Source organism: Dyadobacter sp. UC 10, from assembly GCF_008369915.1.
In the GTDB taxonomy this organism is placed as follows: Bacteria; Bacteroidota; Bacteroidia; order Cytophagales; family Spirosomataceae; genus Dyadobacter.
On record NZ_VSRN01000001.1, the window covers coordinates 1,244,893 to 1,260,867 of the forward strand.

Sequence of the window (15,975 nt, forward strand, 5' to 3'; positions counted from 1 at the left end):
CAGGTTTCAGATAGGTTGCCGGGTTTCATAGGGTCAGTTTAGAGGTGGGGTTTCAGTAGTAGCGACTAGATTGGGGTTCAGCCAATCGTCGGCTTTGTCGTAAAGGAGCTGGAATAACGTTCTTTCAGTCACCAGAAAACGCGCCTGCAAAGTCATTCCCTTTTTCAACTTACCAACATAGCCATTTTTGAGGGTAAGTGAATTGGCATCAAGTTTACACCTTACTTTAAAAAATGGCGGTTCTTTCCCGTTCGTGTACACATCGTTTGAAATCGATATCACCTCTCCTGTGACCAGTCCCCATTGATTGTAATCGTATGCATCCACCTGCAGACGGGTTTTGGTGCCCGGCTGGATCAGACCAATATCCTTCGGTAATACATACATTTCGGCTACCATCATTTCATCGGGCGATATTTCGGCGAGGAATTCATTGGATGAAACGATACTTCCCGGCTGTAACCCTTTGAGCTGCTGGATCGTGCCGCTAATGGGCGCTTTAACAATGTAAAAATCCTTTTCACGGAGATATTGCTTGTTTTGTGAGCTTAGTTCACGGGTTTTCATCTGCAACTGGGTCAGTTCAGATTCCCAGCGAGCCTCCTCTTCTTCCATGATCGTTACGATCTTGTTGCTGGCGGTGGCGTGTATAAGTTGGGCGCGGTCAAACTCGGCTTCTGAAATCGCTTTTACATCGTACAGTGTTTTATTTCTCGCAAAATCCTTTTCAACGGTCATTAATGTGGTTTTTGCGTCCGTTATTTTTTGCCAGAACAATGCAAAATCCTGCTTATACAAGCCGCTGGTCAACCCGGGCTTTTTACTCCAGTTATTGGTCCGGCTTAGATGCAGAAGCGTCTTTAAATCTTTGATTTGATTGTCGAAATCGCTTTTTTGCGCGTTTACGAGTTGATTTTGCTCTTTCAAAATCTCTGACTCAATTTTTAGCAGCGTCTGCCCTTTCACGACCCGCTGGTTTTCCGAAACGAATACCGAATCCAGACGCCCGCTCACCAGGGCCTTGATCTCGTTGCGGTCGTCGGACGACCGGATAATGCCAGTACTTTTCACACTCACATCCACTACGATCAGGAACAACGATACGAACGCGGCAATCATGATCAGCATCGCAAGCTGGTATACGATGTTCGACCGGGTGTTGTGCTCGTGGAAATGATAGTCAGCGGTATGCTGCAATATTTCGGGTGGGAATATCTTGTTATTGACTGTACTGATCTCGTTTTCCATACAATTTATGTCCGATTTTCAGAGGTTGCGATTGATGGGAATCTGATCAATTACCATGCCAATAACCTATATATCAATATGTTACAAAACAACATTTCGGAATATGTTACAACCTAAGAGAATAATATCAGCGATCTAAAAAGCTGTTTTTATCGTACAGGGGGACACAGGTTTTGGGCATAAAAAAGTGGGGGCGACCGATGCCACCCCCACTTTTATCCGTCTTTTTCACTGTTACTCAGTTATAGAGTTGAAGATCCCTCCAAGGTCAAGGCCTAAGCCGAACTGTGTTTTTTCTGAGGAACCGTCATCGTCAACTGACTCGTTGCTGAACGCGATTCCCAATGATCCGAAGAGGCCACCTGATGAAGAAGAATCGCTGCTGCTTCCAAGTCCTAACAGACCACCATTAATTTCTTTCATTTCTGCGAGATTCAATTCTTGAAATTTCATAATGCTTAAAATTTAATGAAAACTAGCTTACTCTTTCTCAGGTTTTCAGCGCCCCCTGTTTGAACTCATGTTCGCAGTGGAAGTTTAAACTTCTATGCCAAACTCCCATTAACACACTGATTATCAAACAACTAAAAAGAGTAAAATACACCTCCAAAGAATATCCAAAGTGATCTCTAGTGGGAAGCGTATCGTATTACACGCGCGGTTCCTTATATAAAAACGGAGGTTTTGTTAGGAGTAAAAGCGCCGTCGTCCTGTCTGCATTTTGATTTTGTCCTACATATAGATGGAAATGATAGCCTGCGCGATAAACGATTCTGGCAAGAAACCGGAGCAAGCAATTTCAAGTGTTGATTTTCTCTACAATCGGAGAAATGCGGTCTGCATAAACGCAATTCACACCTTATCAAAGCACTCAAAAAGCTATCTGATACTGGTATTTTCCACAGACAATGGAGATGTACCGAAACATAGTATGATCAAAAAAACTCATAAAAATAAGGTAGCCAGAGCTTTCTTATACGGGCAAACGCTTTACTGACTGTCAGGTATTTATTGCAGCTAACGGACCATTCTTTCACCGTAAATCTGATAATTCACTGACTTAACAGGAATCTAAATCATCCTCAAATCGATCTGTCTTCCCGCTTTCTGACGTATGTTTCCAAAGCACGCTTTTTACGACACTAAAAATGATGTTACATGGAGCAGACGATAGAGGCAAAAATCAGATCCGTGGCGCTGAACATCCGTAAAATCAGGGAGTATAGGAATTACACACAGGAATACCTCGCGATGAAACTGGGTATTTCACAAAATGCTTACAGTAAGATTGAGCTTGCCTATACGCGCATTACGCTGGAAAGGTTGATCCAGATTGCGCAAATCCTGGAAGTAGATTCAGTTGACCTTATTAAAGGTAATCCGGAAGATCTGGTGAGATTGCACACAACAGACTAAACATCAACAAACCAAAACGGGCTGATTCGCATTGAATCAGCCCGTTTAATGTTTAAGTATTTCGATTTCAGATCGCTTCCAGAATACGCTCAATTGCCACCTGGTAACCTATCTTTTCTTTCAACTCACTGATTGCAACGCGCTCCTGCTCCATTGAATCGCGGTGACGGATCGTTACGGTATCATCTTCCATGGTCTGATAATCCACCGCGATGCAAAACGGCGTTCCGATCAGGTCCTGGCGGGTATAACGTTTTCCAATCGCCGCTCCATCATCATAAGTTGTTCTAAATGAAGATTTAAGCGAATTCGCGATAGCCTGTGCCTTCTCAGCCAGTCCGTCCTTTTTAACGAGCGGGAGCACAGCTACTTTAAAAGGCGCCAGTGCCGGGTGCAATTTCAGATAAGTACGCTCTTTCTGGGTTTCGCCTTCACCTACCGTTTCGACGGTGTATGCATTGCAAAAAGCAGCGAGGAACAGACGGTCCGCACCTACCGAAGTTTCCACCACGTAAGGAATGTAGTTTCCGTAAGGTTTCCCGTTTTCATCCAGATCGGAGTCGAAATACTGTTGCTTTTTCTTCGATAGCTCCTGGTGATTACGCAGGTCAAAGTCTGTACGCGAGTGGATACCTTCTATTTCCCGGAAACCAAATGGAAACTGGAATTCAATATCAACTGCTGCGTTGGCGTAATGTGCCAGTTTTTCGTGGTCATGGAATTTCAGCTTGTCTGCGGGTAGTCCAATCGCCTTATGGAACTTCATGCGCGCCTCTTTCCATGATTCGTACCACGCCATTTCGGTACCGGGACGAATGAAAAACTGCATTTCCATTTGTTCAAATTCCCGCATGCGGAAAGTAAATTGCCGCGCCACGATCTCATTTCTGAATGCCTTCCCGATCTGTGCAATCCCAAACGGGACCTTCATCCGTCCGCTTTTTTGCACATTCAAAAAATTGACAAAAATCCCCTGTGCGGTTTCAGGACGCAAATAGATCATATTCGAATCTTCCGCAACCGAGCCTACCTGCGTGCTGAACATCAGGTTAAACTGGCGCACTTCAGTCCAGTTGGTCGTACCCGATACCGGGCATTTGATATTTTCAGAAATGATCAGCTCGCGAACGCCATTGAGATCTTCGGCACTCAGCAACCGGCCCATTTCCGCAAGCAATTCCTGTGATTTAGCTTCATTACCTTCCGCTGCATACTGCTCTGCTTTGCCTTCGAGCAGCTGATCGGCACGGTAACGCTTTTTGGAATCCTTATTGTCGATCATAGGATCATTGAACCCATCGACATGGCCTGACGCTTTCCAGGTAAGCGGGTGCATAAAAATGGCCGCATCGATACCCACGATATTATCGTGAAGCTGCGTCATAGCCTTCCACCAGGCTGCTTTCAGGTTATTTTTAAGTTCGACGCCATTCTGGCCATAATCATAAACAGCCTGCAGACCGTCATATATTTCAGAAGAAGGAAAAACGAAGCCGTATTCTTTGGCGTGCCCTACGATGTCTTGTAAAGAGGTAGCGGGTGATGGGTTCATTCTGTTAAAAAATCAAAGAGAAATTACTGTTAAAAAATCCTAAATAAGGAAGTTGGTAAAATTAGGTATTTTGACCGGACATACGTAAACCCAATGTTCGAAACCGGACAAATTATCTGCATTTCTACAATTAACATATTGATTATGAACACTTACCAAGAATGGCATACGTTTTGAAACAAAGTAATCAAACAAACCTAAACTGCCATGCTGCTCAACTATATCAAAATCAGCTTCCGGAACTTCGGAAAACAAAGGCTTTTCAGCGGCCTCAATATCTTCGGACTGGGTATCGGAATGGCGGCGGTTTGGCTGATGGTGCTGTACGTAGCCGACGAGTTGAGCTACGATCGTTTTCACGAAAAAGCAGACCGGATCGTCCGCGTTGCGCAGCATGTGACGTGGGACGAAAGTAGCTTCAATGTTCCGCTTACCTCGGCGCCGTTCTCTGTTGCATTCAAAAACGATTATCCTGAGATCGAAAATACCGTCAGGATTAACCCGGAAGGCGGCGGCGCGCTCAAATACGGTAAAAATGAAGTAGTCGCCAATGATATCTATTTCACAGATGCATCTGTTTTCGATGTCTTTTCTCTTCCGGTACTTTATGGTAATGCGAAAACTGCATTAACGCAGCCGCAAAAGATCGTTTTAACTAAAACACTTGCTGAGAAACTGTTTAAAGACGCTTCGCTGGCAATCGGAAAAACGGTGATGTTCAGCAATAACTTCCCGAATGTAGTCACTGCGGTTATTGAAGATATCCCTTCTAATTCGCATCTGAAGTTCAGCGCATTGCGCTCGCTGCCTCCTGATTACACGGCAGGCTGGCAACAATTTGAGTTATATACTTACCTACTTTTGAAGAAGGGTACTGACAGCAAACAGTTTGAAAAGAAACTCGCAGGCTTTTTCCCAAAATACCTCCGGAAAGAATTGGGCAATGTGAGTTACCAAATGGAGCTTCAACCGCTGACTTCCATTCACCTGCATTCACAAATGGAGTTCGAGCTCAGCCCGAATGGAAATGTAAATACTGTTTATGTGTTCTCCGCCATCGCACTGCTGATTCTGCTGATTGCCTGTATTAACTATGTTAATCTGTACACAGCCCGCTCCCTGAAACGGATTCGTGAGGTAGGTGTGCGCAAATCCATTGGTTCAGAAAGGTCGCAGCTGATCGGTCAGTTCCTCACCGAATCATTGATTATGACCATATTATCGGGCATTGTTGCTTTTCTTCTGGTAACCGCCTTCCTGCCGCTCTTCAACCAGCTTGCTGAAAAGTCACTGACGATTGGTCACCAAAACAATGTACTGAGCGCACTGCTGGCCAGCGCGTTTGTGCTACTTGTCGGGCTGCTGAGCGGCATGTACCCGGCGCTGCGTTTTTCAGGATTCCGGCCGGTTAATGCATTAAAAGGACAAGTGGGCGGGCAGGTTGGCAGCAACTATTTCCGGAAGTCGCTGGTTGTGTTTCAGTTTTCAGCAACGGTAGTGATGATAGCCTGCTCCGCAGTTGTTTACCGCCAGATTCATTTTGTCAACAATAAGGATCTCGGATTTAATAAAAGTCAGGTACTTGTGTTTCACATTGACAAAAACGAAGTCCGCAATCAGGTAAGGTCGATCAAAGAGAAACTGTCGCAAAGTCCGTTTATAGAAAGTATCGCGGCTTCGAGTAACCCGATCGGCACCAACAAGGTGGGGTCTTCGGGGATGTTTATGGAAAAAGAGAATGGAGAAATGACGCAGAGCACACAAATCGTGCAGAAGCTGGCGGTCGACTGGGATTTCATCAAGACGATGGAAATCAATCTTTTAGCCGGTCGAAATTTTTTCAACGATTCAGAAGCTGACCTTTCGGCCTCGGCGATGGTGAACGAATCGCTGGTCAAAAAGCAGGGCTGGACAAATGCGGTGGGCAAAAAGATCAGGTATTTTATTGATGATAAAGGCAATACGAAAGAGGCGCGGATTGTAGGTGTGATCAGTGATTTTCATACTTACTCTCTTCAGCACAAAATCGAGCCGCTTGTTTTGCAGCTTCCGGCCCCGCAGGATCAGGACAATATATATGTAAGGATCGCACCTCAAAAAACGACCGAAGCGCTCGCATTTCTCCGTCAGGCTTACAAGGAATTTGACCCGGAAGCGACACTGGATTTTCACTTTCTGGACGAAAATTTTGCGCAGCAGTATCAGTCTGAGAAAAGGCAGGGAGATATTATGCTCACGTTTGCAATACTGGCAGTTTTGATCGCCTGCCTTGGTTTATTCGGGCTGGCCGCGTTTTCCGCAGAGTCACGCACGAAGGAGATCGGTGTGCGTAAAGTGCTCGGCGCGAGTGTTCAGAGCGTGGTTTTGTTATTATCCAAAGACTTTATCAAACTGGTTTTGATCGCTATTGTAGTAGGCACTCCCGTTTCTGTGTACGCGATGACGGAGTGGCTGAAAAGCTTCGAATACCGCGAAACACTTTCCTGGTGGATCTTCGCCGCAGCCGGTTTAATCGCAATCGTTATCGCATTGCTTACGGTAAGTGCGCAGGCACTGAAATCTGCGTTGATGAATCCGGTGAAGAGTTTGCGAAGCGAGTAAGGATAATATGAAATTACACAGTACGTCGCATTCAGGTTAAAAAAAGTTAAACAGACCAATTGCCTCTCTTTCCCGGCTATTTTTGTCAAACTGACTCAAATGCCGGGATTTATGCTACATAACTACTTCAAGATCGCTTGGCGCAACTTGCTGAAACGCAGGTTTTACTCGCTGCTAACTATACTCGGGCTGTCTGTCGGGATCACTTTCGCCTATCTCGTCGGCAGTTATGTGTACACAGAGTTGCAGGTGAATTCCAGCTTGCGTAATGCAGATAACCAGTTCATTATCCGAAGCGAATGGAGAAATCCGGATATGGGAGTCGATCTGGCAACGCTCGGCCCGCTCGGGAAAGCGTTGCGCGACGAATATCCGAATCTGGTAGCGGGTTATTACCGCTACGACGGCATTACGGTGGCTGTTTCCAGAGGCGACAAACATTTTCGTGAGGAAGTACAAACGGGCGACTCGACGCTACTCACCATGTACGGCTTCCCGCTCCTCCACGGCGATGTGAAAACGGCAATGCAGCAGCCGAATTCGGTGGTCATCACACGCGGAAAAGCGCTTAAATATTTTGGTAAAACCGACGTTGTGGGTGAAAATCTCACGCTTCATAATTTCATCGGCGGCAAGCAGGAATATGAAGTAACTGCCGTGCTGGAAGATCTCCCCAACAATTCCGTCAATCATTTGCTGGGAAATGCTTCCGAAGTTTTCATCCCGCTCAGCTCACTGGATGGCAGGAAAGGTGCGGAAACTAACTGGAATTTCCCCTATATGATCACGTTTATCCAGCTCCAAAAGGGTGTTAAACCGGCAGATCTTGAAAAACCGATCGCAAGATTACTTGCTACCAATGCCCCGCCGCAGCTGCGGAACAACCTGCGCGCTTACCTTACTCCGCTAAAAAGCTACTACCGGGAAGCCAATAATGGCCTGGTGCAAAAAATGATTTACACATTATCCGCTATCACCGCATTTATTTTGCTGATGGCGGTGGTGAATTTTGTAAATATCTCTGTCGCAGGTTCCGCATCCCGATTGAAGGAAATTGGCGTAAGAAAGGCATTGGGAAGTCTTAAAACGCAGATTATCGGACAGTTTCTGGCCGAGTCCGTACTGCTGGCTGCACTTGCGGGTTTGTTATCCATTGGTTTATATGTACTCGCAAGAGGACATTTCGGTAATATCATCGGCACCGAACTTCCTTCCGTAACCCAACTATCCGGCTGGTCTTTTCTCGTCGTGCCACTCATTGCACTGCTCCTAGGCTTGCTGGCCGGCTCCTATCCTGCATTTGTACTATCGGGAATACCTTCCGTTGAGTCGATGAAAGGTAAATTCAAGTCGGTGGGAGAAAACATCGGGTTTCGAAGAATGCTGCTCGCTGTACAGTTTACGATTGCATTGTTTGTATTTGCGGCGGCGGCGATTGTTTCTCAGCAGGTAGATTATTTTTTTAATAAAAGTCTGGGTTTCCATAAAGATGCGCGCGTTACGGTGGCAGTTCCCCGCGACTGGACGCCTGAGGGCCTGGCAAAAATGGAGGCGATCAGGAATGAGTTTAGGCGGATGAAGGAAGTCAGCTCGGTAAGTCTGTCTTACGAGATACCGAATGGAAATGCGGGCGTAGATTACGGGGTTTATAAGCCTGGCCAGGATTCTTCCAGTGCCACGCACACCAAATTCCTGGCTACGGATCAGCATTTCGCCGCTACTTACGGCATTCCGCTACTGGCAGGAGATTTCTTTCAAAATTCAGAAACCGCACTGCAAACCGACCGCATCGTAGTAAACGAAGCATTGGCGAAAGCATTGGGATTCAAAAACCCAGCGGACGCCGTCGGCAGGCAGATCAGGATCCATACTTTTCCTAATCCACTTACAATCAATGGCGTAACGACCAACTTTCATTTTGAATCCATGCATAAAGCGATCAAGCCACTGGCATTCTTTCACGTCCGTGGAAGCAATGCATACCGGTTCCTGACTTTTCACCTGGGATCTGATATGGTCAGATCAATGGCGGCGCTGGAACAGAAATGGCACGAAGTAATGCCAGACGCGCCTTTTGAATACAACTTCATCGACCAGACATTACAAAAACTATATCAGTCGGAGATCCAGTTAAAGAAAGCCTCGCAACTGGCTACAATCCTCGCAGTTGTAATCGTATTGCTGGGCATTTCCGGCATGGTATCGCTGAATGTAGCAAGAAGAACGCGCGAGCTGGGAATCCGAAAAGTGCTCGGCGCATCGGAAGTGAGCGTAGTGATGCTTTTTCTAAAAGAATTTCTGATCGTGATGCTGATCGGAACGCTGATTTCTTTCCCCTCTGCCTTTTTTGTTACGAAAAACTGGCTCCAAAACTACGCCTACCGCATCACGCCGGGCTGGTTTACATTCGCAGCAATCGGTTGCGGCTTCGCGGTATTGATTGCGTTAATGGTTTGTATGCAAACTTATAAAGCTGCGAGAATGAATCCGGTGAAGAGTTTGGGGGCGGATTGAAAGTAAAGTACCAAGACTTTAAATTAAAGTTGAGTGTTACAATGTCAGCAGATATTGGAGGAATGATTCAAGATCGATTACTCGCAATTTCGGGAAAGGATGATTTCGCAGGACTGAAAAGGCTTTATCATTTGTTACTAAGAAATTGCAATTTGTGCAAATTGCGAGATCGACGAATTTATTATCGTCGGGATCATTTTCTATTAAATTCCATTTAAAATAAGGTTCTGCGAATACAGTATTGGGAGAAATCGTTAATCGGTGCAGGACTTCATTAGCAGTATTGGGAGAATAGGTTCTGCTCAGTATTTCTTCGTACTCCAATAAGATTTCGCTGCTGACATACCACTCAAATCTTCCTGTAACAAAGTCAAGGTAGAGCTGGTAATAGGGACTTTTTGGTGGTACTGAGGCTCGAAGACAATTCGTATCTATTACAACTCTAACCATTGATACCAAAGCTATCGTCAATCAACATTTTGCGATAGTCTTCGGTTGAGTAGTTTTTTTTTGCAAGAACTTTGTCCAGCTCTTTATTCACGCGCTGATCAAAGTAATTCATTAGTAATTCGCGAACTTCCAATGCCTCCTCAAAAGTCAGTTTTTGATCAAAAAGGCGCAAAATACTGACTTGCAAGTCGTTTAATGTTTCTCTGTTTTCCATATGATAGGTCGATATTAAGTGTGTATGAGGTACAATTTACAAAAATTACGCATTTCCTCAACTCAACCGAACCGAAAACAAATCCTTCGAACGGAAATAGATCCAGGTGACTACTACGATCGTGAAAACGCCCCCGATCACCACAGACGGGACGGTCCCGAATGCTTTCGCCATGACGCCGGATTCGAAGGCACCGAGCTCGTTGGAGGAGCTAACGAACATGCCGTTAACGGCCGCGACGCGGCCCCGCATTTCATCGGGCGGGTAAATTTGCAGGATCGTCTGTCGCACAATTACACTTACACTATCAAAAACCCCGGTCGCGAAAAGCGCGCCGCAGGAAAGCAGGTAGTTTTCCGACAATGCAAACACGATCGTAAACACACCAAAACCAGCGACAGCAATGAGCATATTACGCCAGGCATTGTGCGTGGGCGGATAGTATGCCATTGCAAACATCGTAAGCAGCGAACCGATCGAAGGCGCGGCCCGCAGCAAGCCCAACCCTTCCGGCCCGACTTTGAGAATATCTTCGGCGAAAACGGGTAAAATCGCCACCACACCTCCGAAAAGTACCGAAAACAAATCCAGGGAAATTGCATAAAGTACTATCCTTGTGCGGAATACGAATTGAAAACCTTCCTTTAAACTTTCTACGATTGGGGTGGTGATCTTCGGAAATTCAGGGCGGGTCTTGATCATACCCAGCAAAACCCAGCAGATCACAAAATTGGCGATCACGATAAGCAAAGTATTGGTCAGGCCGACATAGGCGTATAAAAAACCAGCGATTGCAGGGCCGGTGATAGATCCTGCCTGCCAGAAAGAGCTACTCCATGTCGACGAATTATGGTAAATCGTCCTGGGTACTAAAAACGGTTTGAGCGAGCTGGACGCGGGAGAATAAAAGCCTTTGGCAAAACCGATCAATGCGAAAACAGAATAGATCACAATCAAATGCTGCGTTTGCGAAAGTGCATTATAAATACCAGGCTGAAAAGCTGCATACAGGATCACCGATCCAAGCAAAATCACAACAAGACTAATATGCATGATCGTGATCTTATTCTTCTGATCGGCAATATGCCCGCCAAACAGGGAGGTGATGATAAACGGGATCACCTCAGCCAGCCCGACCAACCCCAGTGCCAGCGGATCGTGCGTCATTTTATACAATTCGTAGCCCACGATCACTTCCTGTATCAGGATCGATGCAGAGAAAAGAAAAGTATTTGAAATAAAAAACCGAAAGTCAGAATAGCGGAGCGCTGCGTAAGGATCTTGGGAAGATACTGTTTTCAAATCGGATACGGTGGTGTTATGTTCAGCTAACACCTCAGACGCGGTATTATGTTCTGTTTTAATTAAAATTTAATAAATTTTGCACTGCCAGCTTCTTTTACATTTCCTTAACAAGGTTTTACAGGCATTTTACGTGCAGGACTCCGCTCACCGATACATTTGTTTCATTCACAAAAACATCGGAAATTATGAAAAATGCATGGGGTTTAATTTGTATGATCCTGCTGGTTGTCACTACTTCCACGGCGCTGCCTTCCGACGAAGCCGCTGATAAGAAGACTGGCAAGCCTGAAACAAAAAAAGCAGTAGTACCGGCAAAGGCAGTTGAACCGGCGAAAACTGTAAACTCGGTTAAGAAGCAGATGGTAGTTCCTGCATTCCATTGGTTTGGCCCGGCTTTGGACAAGAAAAATCCGTTAAATAAAGACAAATGTTAATCGCGTGCAGCTAATGATCATACCCGGCAACAGTTTTGGACTTTTACAAAAACGCCTGCATCGCTGCGTTTGGGCGCTGGTTGTCCTGTTGCCGGGTATGCAAAGTGCTTTTGCAAATAATGAGTCGGTTCGCTTTGCTGAGCACGTTAATCTAGCCCTGCGCCGCACGGCCCACCATTTATTGCTGGAAACTGGTGACTCACTCACGAATATTCCTCCTGTAAAACAAATCGACGCCAATACTTTCGCAGTCCGCGTTGAGAGTCCCGGCGAGTATGGCGAGCTACCCCAGCTCCTGGAAGAATCCTTCGCAATCCAGAAAATTGACAGAAATTACAATGTCATGATTTTCGACTGCGAGACGGGAGCATTGCAACTGGGTTACAATATGCTCGATCTGAACCAACCGGGCGGGGTTCCCTGCCAGACCAGAGCAGAAAAATCCGGCTGTTATCTTGTTCAGGTCAGTTTTGAACCGGTTTTGCAAAATGCGGCTACTACTGAGCCTTTCAATGCCTGGTGGATATTTCCTTTCGGCACCGGCCTCGCAGGGTTAGGCTTGTTTGCCTGGAAACGATCAAGGAACAAGAAAACGAGCCCTTTTGATATTGAAATTGAGACCGTTCCCAAATTTGAAACCACCTTTGGAAACTCTGTTTTCAACAGTCAAAATCTGTCGCTTACTACCGGGACCGGCCAGCATCAGCTCACATACCGCGAAGCAAAACTGCTTGATTTGTTCGTGCGTCATCGCAACCAGGTACTCGAACGTGATTTTATACTCAAATCGGTTTGGGAAGATGAAGGCATCATCGTTGGCCGGAGCGTGGATGTATTTGTGTCCAGACTTAGAAAACTGCTTGCTTCTGATCAAAGCATCAAAATCTCAGCCATTCACGGTGTAGGCTACAAAATGGAAATCCAGTCCTGATCTATGCTTAAGACTTTTCTGAAAATTGCTTTCCGCCACCTCTGGCGGACCAGGATCTATGCGTTCATCAATATCTCCGGCCTGGCGATCGGGCTGACATGTTTACTGCTTGCGACAATTTACATCCTCGATGAGCAAAGCTTCGACAGTTTCCATCAAAACAATCCTGATTTATATAGAATAACCACCCGCATTAAAAATGCAGGCAAAAGTGAATCCTCAGGCGGCACAGGCCAGGTGCAGGGTCCGGCATTTCAGTCTCAAATCCCCGAAATAAGAAACTATGCCCGCATTATGGGGGGCGATATTTACGGTGATATCCGAAACAAAAGCAAGGTATTCAAACTGCAAATGCTCTTTGTCGACAGCACTTTTTTTGAGGTCTTTACATTCAAAATCCTTTCCGGCAATCAGGATAAAGCATTGCAGGATGTAAACTCCGTGGTCATTACCAGGCAAACTGCGCTTAAATTCTTCGGAAGACTGGATGTAGTCGGGGAAATACTGCGAATGAGCGCGGATCCTTCGGCGCAACGCCTCGGAAAGCCGTTGGTGATCACCGCCGTAGTGCAGGATCCGCCAGTCAACTCATCCATCCAGTTTGATGTGCTCTTCCCTTTCAGGTTTTTACAATTATCATTTGAGGATACCAACTGGTTGAATGCCTATCTAGGCACATTTGTTGTTCTGCAACCCCATGCGAACCTGGAATCAGTAACCCGCAGGCTAGATCAGATCGGCAAAATAAATGCCCGGGAGCAACTTGGCCAATATGAAAAAGAGCACGGAATCCGGCCGGAAATCAGTTACGGCCTGCAACAGATTACCGATATCCATCTCAATCCCCAGGAAATTTCCAACCAGAACCGTGAAGCAGGTGTGATCAATGGCAGCAGGCCGATCTACTCTTTTTTGTTCTTCACTGTCGCAGGTTTCATTCTGTTCATGGCGAGCATTAATTTCATTAATATCAGCATTTCGGCGTCTGTCCGGCGGGCAAGAGAGATCGGGATCAGAAAGGTGACTGGCTCAAAGCGCGCGGAGATTTTCCTGCAATTCATTGGAGAATCTGCATTTGTCAGCCTGGCTGCGTGTATTCTGGCCCTATTGATGACCATAGCTTTTCTGCCTATTTTCAATCAGCTTGCCGGAAAACAGATCGTTACAGGATCGCTGTTTCAATTCAGGCTCCTGGGCTGGCTGGCCTTTATTTTTCTTTTTAACATCCTCTTATCAGGCGCCTATCCCGCCTATCTGCTCTCGGGTTTCACACCCGTACAGGTGCTTTACGGGAAACTGCAATTAACAGGGAAACGCGCATCGGGAAGTGTCCTGGTGGTTTTTCAATTCACAACAGCGATTGTTCTCGGCATTGTTTCACTGGTTTTTTATCTGCAAATGCGGTTTATAAAAACGAAAGACCTGGGTTACAACCCGCAGGAGGTTGTCAAAGTCGCTATTGCAGGAAGCACAGAATCGCGCTTAATAAGGTCGAATTTTGAATCTAACCTTAAAAACAATCCCGATATAGGACAATTGTCACTTACAGGGGAATTCGGGTTGCGGGAAGCGAAGGTAGAAGGAAAGAAATTGGAGAGCTATTATCGGACAGTCGATGAACGGTATTTGGAAATGCTGGAAATGCAGTTAAAGACCGGCCGTAATTTCTCACAAAAATTTAAATCTGACCCCGCCAGCGCAGCAATCGTGAATGAAGCATTTGTAAAAGCCGCCGGCCTCGATCACCCGGTCGGAAAAATAATTCAGGCAGATTCCCATTTCGGCGAGGCGCCCTTTACAATAATCGGGGTTGTTCAGGACTTCCATTATGCCTCGCTCAAGGCACGCATCCAGCCTCTGGTCATGCTGATGAGCGACCAGTTCGGCGGGGAAACGTTATTGTTTAAAATCAACCATACTGCACGGGAAAAAGCCCTTTCTGATGTCGGAGCTGCATTTCACAGGGTTTTACCCGAAGCAGCATTCAGCTACACTTTTCTCGACGATCTGAATGCAAAAGAATATGATCAGGAAAAAAAGTGGCAGGTACTGATCAGCTACGCGACGGCAATTTCAGTATTGGTGTGTTGCCTCGGCCTGTTTGGACTCGCACATTTAGCATTGTATCAGCGGACAAAAGAAACAGGTATACGGCTCGTTTTGGGTGCGACCGCCCTGGGGATTATCGTGTTATTTTCGAGGGACTTTTTCAAAATAATCGCAATCGCAATCCTCATCGCATGTCCTGCCGGGTATTATCTGATGAATCTTTGGCTGGGCGATTTCAGCTACCGCATTCCATTCCCGTACTGGGTGTTTCCGATTGCAGGTACAGTTGCGATAATCGTTACCTTATTGACAGTGGGTACCATGGGTGCGCGCGCAGCGGCCGTCAATCCGGCGCTATCCCTGCGCTCCGAATAACATTTCGCACTTTCTGAATGCTACGTCCGAAACCGTACACATTTGTACGGTTTTGAACGCCAGCCCCAGCGAAGCATTATTTAAATATCTAATGGACAGCGGTTTATATTTTTGGCAAGGCTTTTTAAAATAGCATTGACATCAGAGACGCCGGTTTATCGGATTTTGTTTTTCAAACAGCTTGTCCGTAATTATAACCTGAAATCTCAAACCCAAACTTTTTATGATTAAGCTAGAAAAGATATCAAAGTATTACCCGGCAGGATTTGGCAAAACCTACGTTTTGCGTCACATTGATTTACACATTAAGGAAGGTGAATTTGTTTCGATTATGGGTCCCTCCGGTTCGGGCAAATCGACCTTGTTACATATCCTGGGCTTGCTCGAAGAACCTTCCGAGGGAGAATATCTTTTCCTCGACGAGCCTGTTCAGAAACTTTCTGAAAAGAAACGGACGGAGCTACACCGCCACCATATCGGATTTGTATTCCAGGCATACCATCTGATCGACGAGCTGACGGTTTATGAGAACATTGAGACGCCGCTTCTATATAAAGGAACTTCGTCCTCCGAGCGAAAAAGCCGGGTTGCAGAGTTGCTGGACCGTTTCAATATGGTTGCAAAAAAAGACCTTTTCCCACATCAGTTATCAGGAGGTCAGCAGCAGCTGGTAGGCGTGGCACGTGCCATCGTCCATAACCCAAAAGTGATTTTTGCGGATGAACCAACGGGCAACCTGCATTCGGAACAGTCAATCGAGATCATGGAATTATTTCAAAAATTGAATCAGGAAGATAAAGTAACAATTGTACAAGTAACTCATTCAGAAACGAATGCCGGATACGGCAATAGGGTTGTCCGCCTGAAAGACGGGTGGTTAGCCTGA

At 45.9% G+C, this 15,975-nt stretch carries 13 protein-coding genes; 7 read left to right on the forward strand and 6 right to left on the reverse strand.

Annotated features, from left to right (window positions below; genetic code table 11):
* Positions 1–33: 33 nt before the first annotated feature.
* Both FXO21_RS04845 and FXO21_RS04855 read right to left on the reverse strand, forming a co-directional pair.
* Positions 34–1,248: an HlyD family secretion protein gene (locus FXO21_RS04845; protein ID WP_149639039.1), complete on the reverse strand. Its 1,215-nt coding sequence runs from the start codon at positions 1,246–1,248 to the stop codon at positions 34–36.
* A gap of 234 nt (positions 1,249–1,482) precedes the next feature.
* The gene (locus FXO21_RS04855) at positions 1,483–1,701 is read right to left on the reverse strand and encodes a hypothetical protein (RefSeq protein WP_149639041.1); all 219 of its coding nucleotides are present in this window, start codon (positions 1,699–1,701) and stop codon (positions 1,483–1,485) included.
* Positions 1,702–2,406: 705 nt separating this feature from the next.
* On the opposite strand from FXO21_RS04855, the gene FXO21_RS04860 reads away from it, so the two are divergent.
* Positions 2,407–2,664 carry a helix-turn-helix domain-containing protein gene (locus FXO21_RS04860; RefSeq protein ID WP_149639042.1) on the forward strand — a complete coding sequence of 86 codons (258 nt, stop codon included), beginning with the start codon at positions 2,407–2,409 and terminating at the stop codon, positions 2,662–2,664.
* A gap of 67 nt (positions 2,665–2,731) precedes the next feature.
* Here FXO21_RS04860 and FXO21_RS04865 read toward each other — a convergent pair whose 3' ends face one another.
* The gene (locus FXO21_RS04865; RefSeq protein ID WP_149639043.1) at positions 2,732–4,216 is read right to left on the reverse strand and encodes a glycine--tRNA ligase; all 1,485 of its coding nucleotides are present in this window, start codon (positions 4,214–4,216) and stop codon (positions 2,732–2,734) included.
* A gap of 207 nt (positions 4,217–4,423) precedes the next feature.
* Here FXO21_RS04865 and FXO21_RS04870 point away from each other — a divergent pair, with 207 nt between their 5' ends.
* Positions 4,424–6,817, forward strand: a complete 2,394-nt coding sequence (locus FXO21_RS04870; protein ID WP_149639044.1) for an ABC transporter permease — start codon at positions 4,424–4,426, stop codon at positions 6,815–6,817.
* A 111-nt stretch (positions 6,818–6,928) separates the two neighbouring features.
* Positions 6,929–9,331 (forward strand): ABC transporter permease, encoded by a 2,403-nt coding sequence (locus tag FXO21_RS04875; RefSeq protein WP_149639045.1) that lies wholly within the window; start codon positions 6,929–6,931, stop codon positions 9,329–9,331.
* A gap of 36 nt (positions 9,332–9,367) precedes the next feature.
* On the opposite strand, the gene FXO21_RS04880 is transcribed toward FXO21_RS04875, so the two are convergent.
* The 3 genes from FXO21_RS04880 to FXO21_RS04890 are packed head-to-tail and all read right to left on the reverse strand — an operon-like array spanning position 9,368 to position 11,297.
* Complete coding sequence (locus tag FXO21_RS04880) at positions 9,368–9,781, reverse strand: putative toxin-antitoxin system toxin component, PIN family (protein ID WP_149639046.1); 414 nt, start codon at positions 9,779–9,781, stop codon at positions 9,368–9,370.
* Entirely contained in the window at positions 9,774–9,995 is a 222-nt protein-coding gene (locus tag FXO21_RS04885) for a hypothetical protein (RefSeq protein WP_149639047.1), read from the reverse strand. Before FXO21_RS04885 ends, FXO21_RS04880 begins: the two co-directional genes overlap by 8 nt.
* 57 nt (positions 9,996–10,052) lie before the next feature.
* A complete protein-coding gene (locus FXO21_RS04890) occupies positions 10,053–11,297 on the reverse strand; it encodes an MFS transporter (RefSeq protein WP_149639048.1) in 1,245 nt (414 codons plus the stop codon).
* Between the two features lie 188 nt (positions 11,298–11,485).
* Between FXO21_RS04890 and FXO21_RS04895 the strand changes: the two genes are divergently transcribed.
* From FXO21_RS04895 to FXO21_RS04910, 4 genes are all read left to right on the forward strand, one after another.
* The gene (locus FXO21_RS04895) at positions 11,486–11,734 is read left to right on the forward strand and encodes a hypothetical protein (RefSeq protein WP_149639049.1); all 249 of its coding nucleotides are present in this window, start codon (positions 11,486–11,488) and stop codon (positions 11,732–11,734) included.
* 13 nt (positions 11,735–11,747) lie between these two features.
* Complete coding sequence (locus FXO21_RS04900) at positions 11,748–12,665, forward strand: winged helix-turn-helix domain-containing protein (RefSeq protein WP_149639050.1); 918 nt, start codon at positions 11,748–11,750, stop codon at positions 12,663–12,665.
* 3 nt (positions 12,666–12,668) lie between these two features.
* Entirely contained in the window at positions 12,669–15,089 is a 2,421-nt protein-coding gene (locus FXO21_RS04905) for an ABC transporter permease (RefSeq protein ID WP_149639051.1), read from the forward strand.
* A gap of 223 nt (positions 15,090–15,312) precedes the next feature.
* On the forward strand, positions 15,313–15,975 hold the full coding sequence (locus FXO21_RS04910; RefSeq protein WP_056281229.1) for an ABC transporter ATP-binding protein: 663 nt from the start codon (positions 15,313–15,315) through the stop codon (positions 15,973–15,975).

What these genes read in the sequence shown, in the direction of transcription:
- FXO21_RS04900 (WP_149639050.1), top strand. Translation starts at nt 11,748, where the DNA reads ATGATCATACCCGGCAACAGTTTTGGACTTTTACAAAAACGCCTGCAT.
- FXO21_RS04885 (WP_149639047.1), bottom strand. Translation starts at nt 9,995, where the DNA reads ATGGAAAACAGAGAAACATTAAACGACTTGCAAGTCAGTATTTTGCGC.
- FXO21_RS04870 (WP_149639044.1), top strand. Translation starts at nt 4,424, where the DNA reads ATGCTGCTCAACTATATCAAAATCAGCTTCCGGAACTTCGGAAAACAA.
- FXO21_RS04905 (WP_149639051.1), top strand. Translation starts at nt 12,669, where the DNA reads ATGCTTAAGACTTTTCTGAAAATTGCTTTCCGCCACCTCTGGCGGACC.
- FXO21_RS04910 (WP_056281229.1), top strand. Translation starts at nt 15,313, where the DNA reads ATGATTAAGCTAGAAAAGATATCAAAGTATTACCCGGCAGGATTTGGC.
- FXO21_RS04865 (WP_149639043.1), bottom strand. Translation starts at nt 4,216, where the DNA reads ATGAACCCATCACCCGCTACCTCTTTACAAGACATCGTAGGGCACGCC.
- FXO21_RS04860 (WP_149639042.1), top strand. Translation starts at nt 2,407, where the DNA reads ATGGAGCAGACGATAGAGGCAAAAATCAGATCCGTGGCGCTGAACATC.
- FXO21_RS04895 (WP_149639049.1), top strand. Translation starts at nt 11,486, where the DNA reads ATGAAAAATGCATGGGGTTTAATTTGTATGATCCTGCTGGTTGTCACT.
- FXO21_RS04875 (WP_149639045.1), top strand. Translation starts at nt 6,929, where the DNA reads ATGCTACATAACTACTTCAAGATCGCTTGGCGCAACTTGCTGAAACGC.
- FXO21_RS04845 (WP_149639039.1), bottom strand. Translation starts at nt 1,248, where the DNA reads ATGGAAAACGAGATCAGTACAGTCAATAACAAGATATTCCCACCCGAA.
- FXO21_RS04880 (WP_149639046.1), bottom strand. Translation starts at nt 9,781, where the DNA reads ATGGTTAGAGTTGTAATAGATACGAATTGTCTTCGAGCCTCAGTACCA.
- FXO21_RS04855 (WP_149639041.1), bottom strand. Translation starts at nt 1,701, where the DNA reads ATGAAATTTCAAGAATTGAATCTCGCAGAAATGAAAGAAATTAATGGT.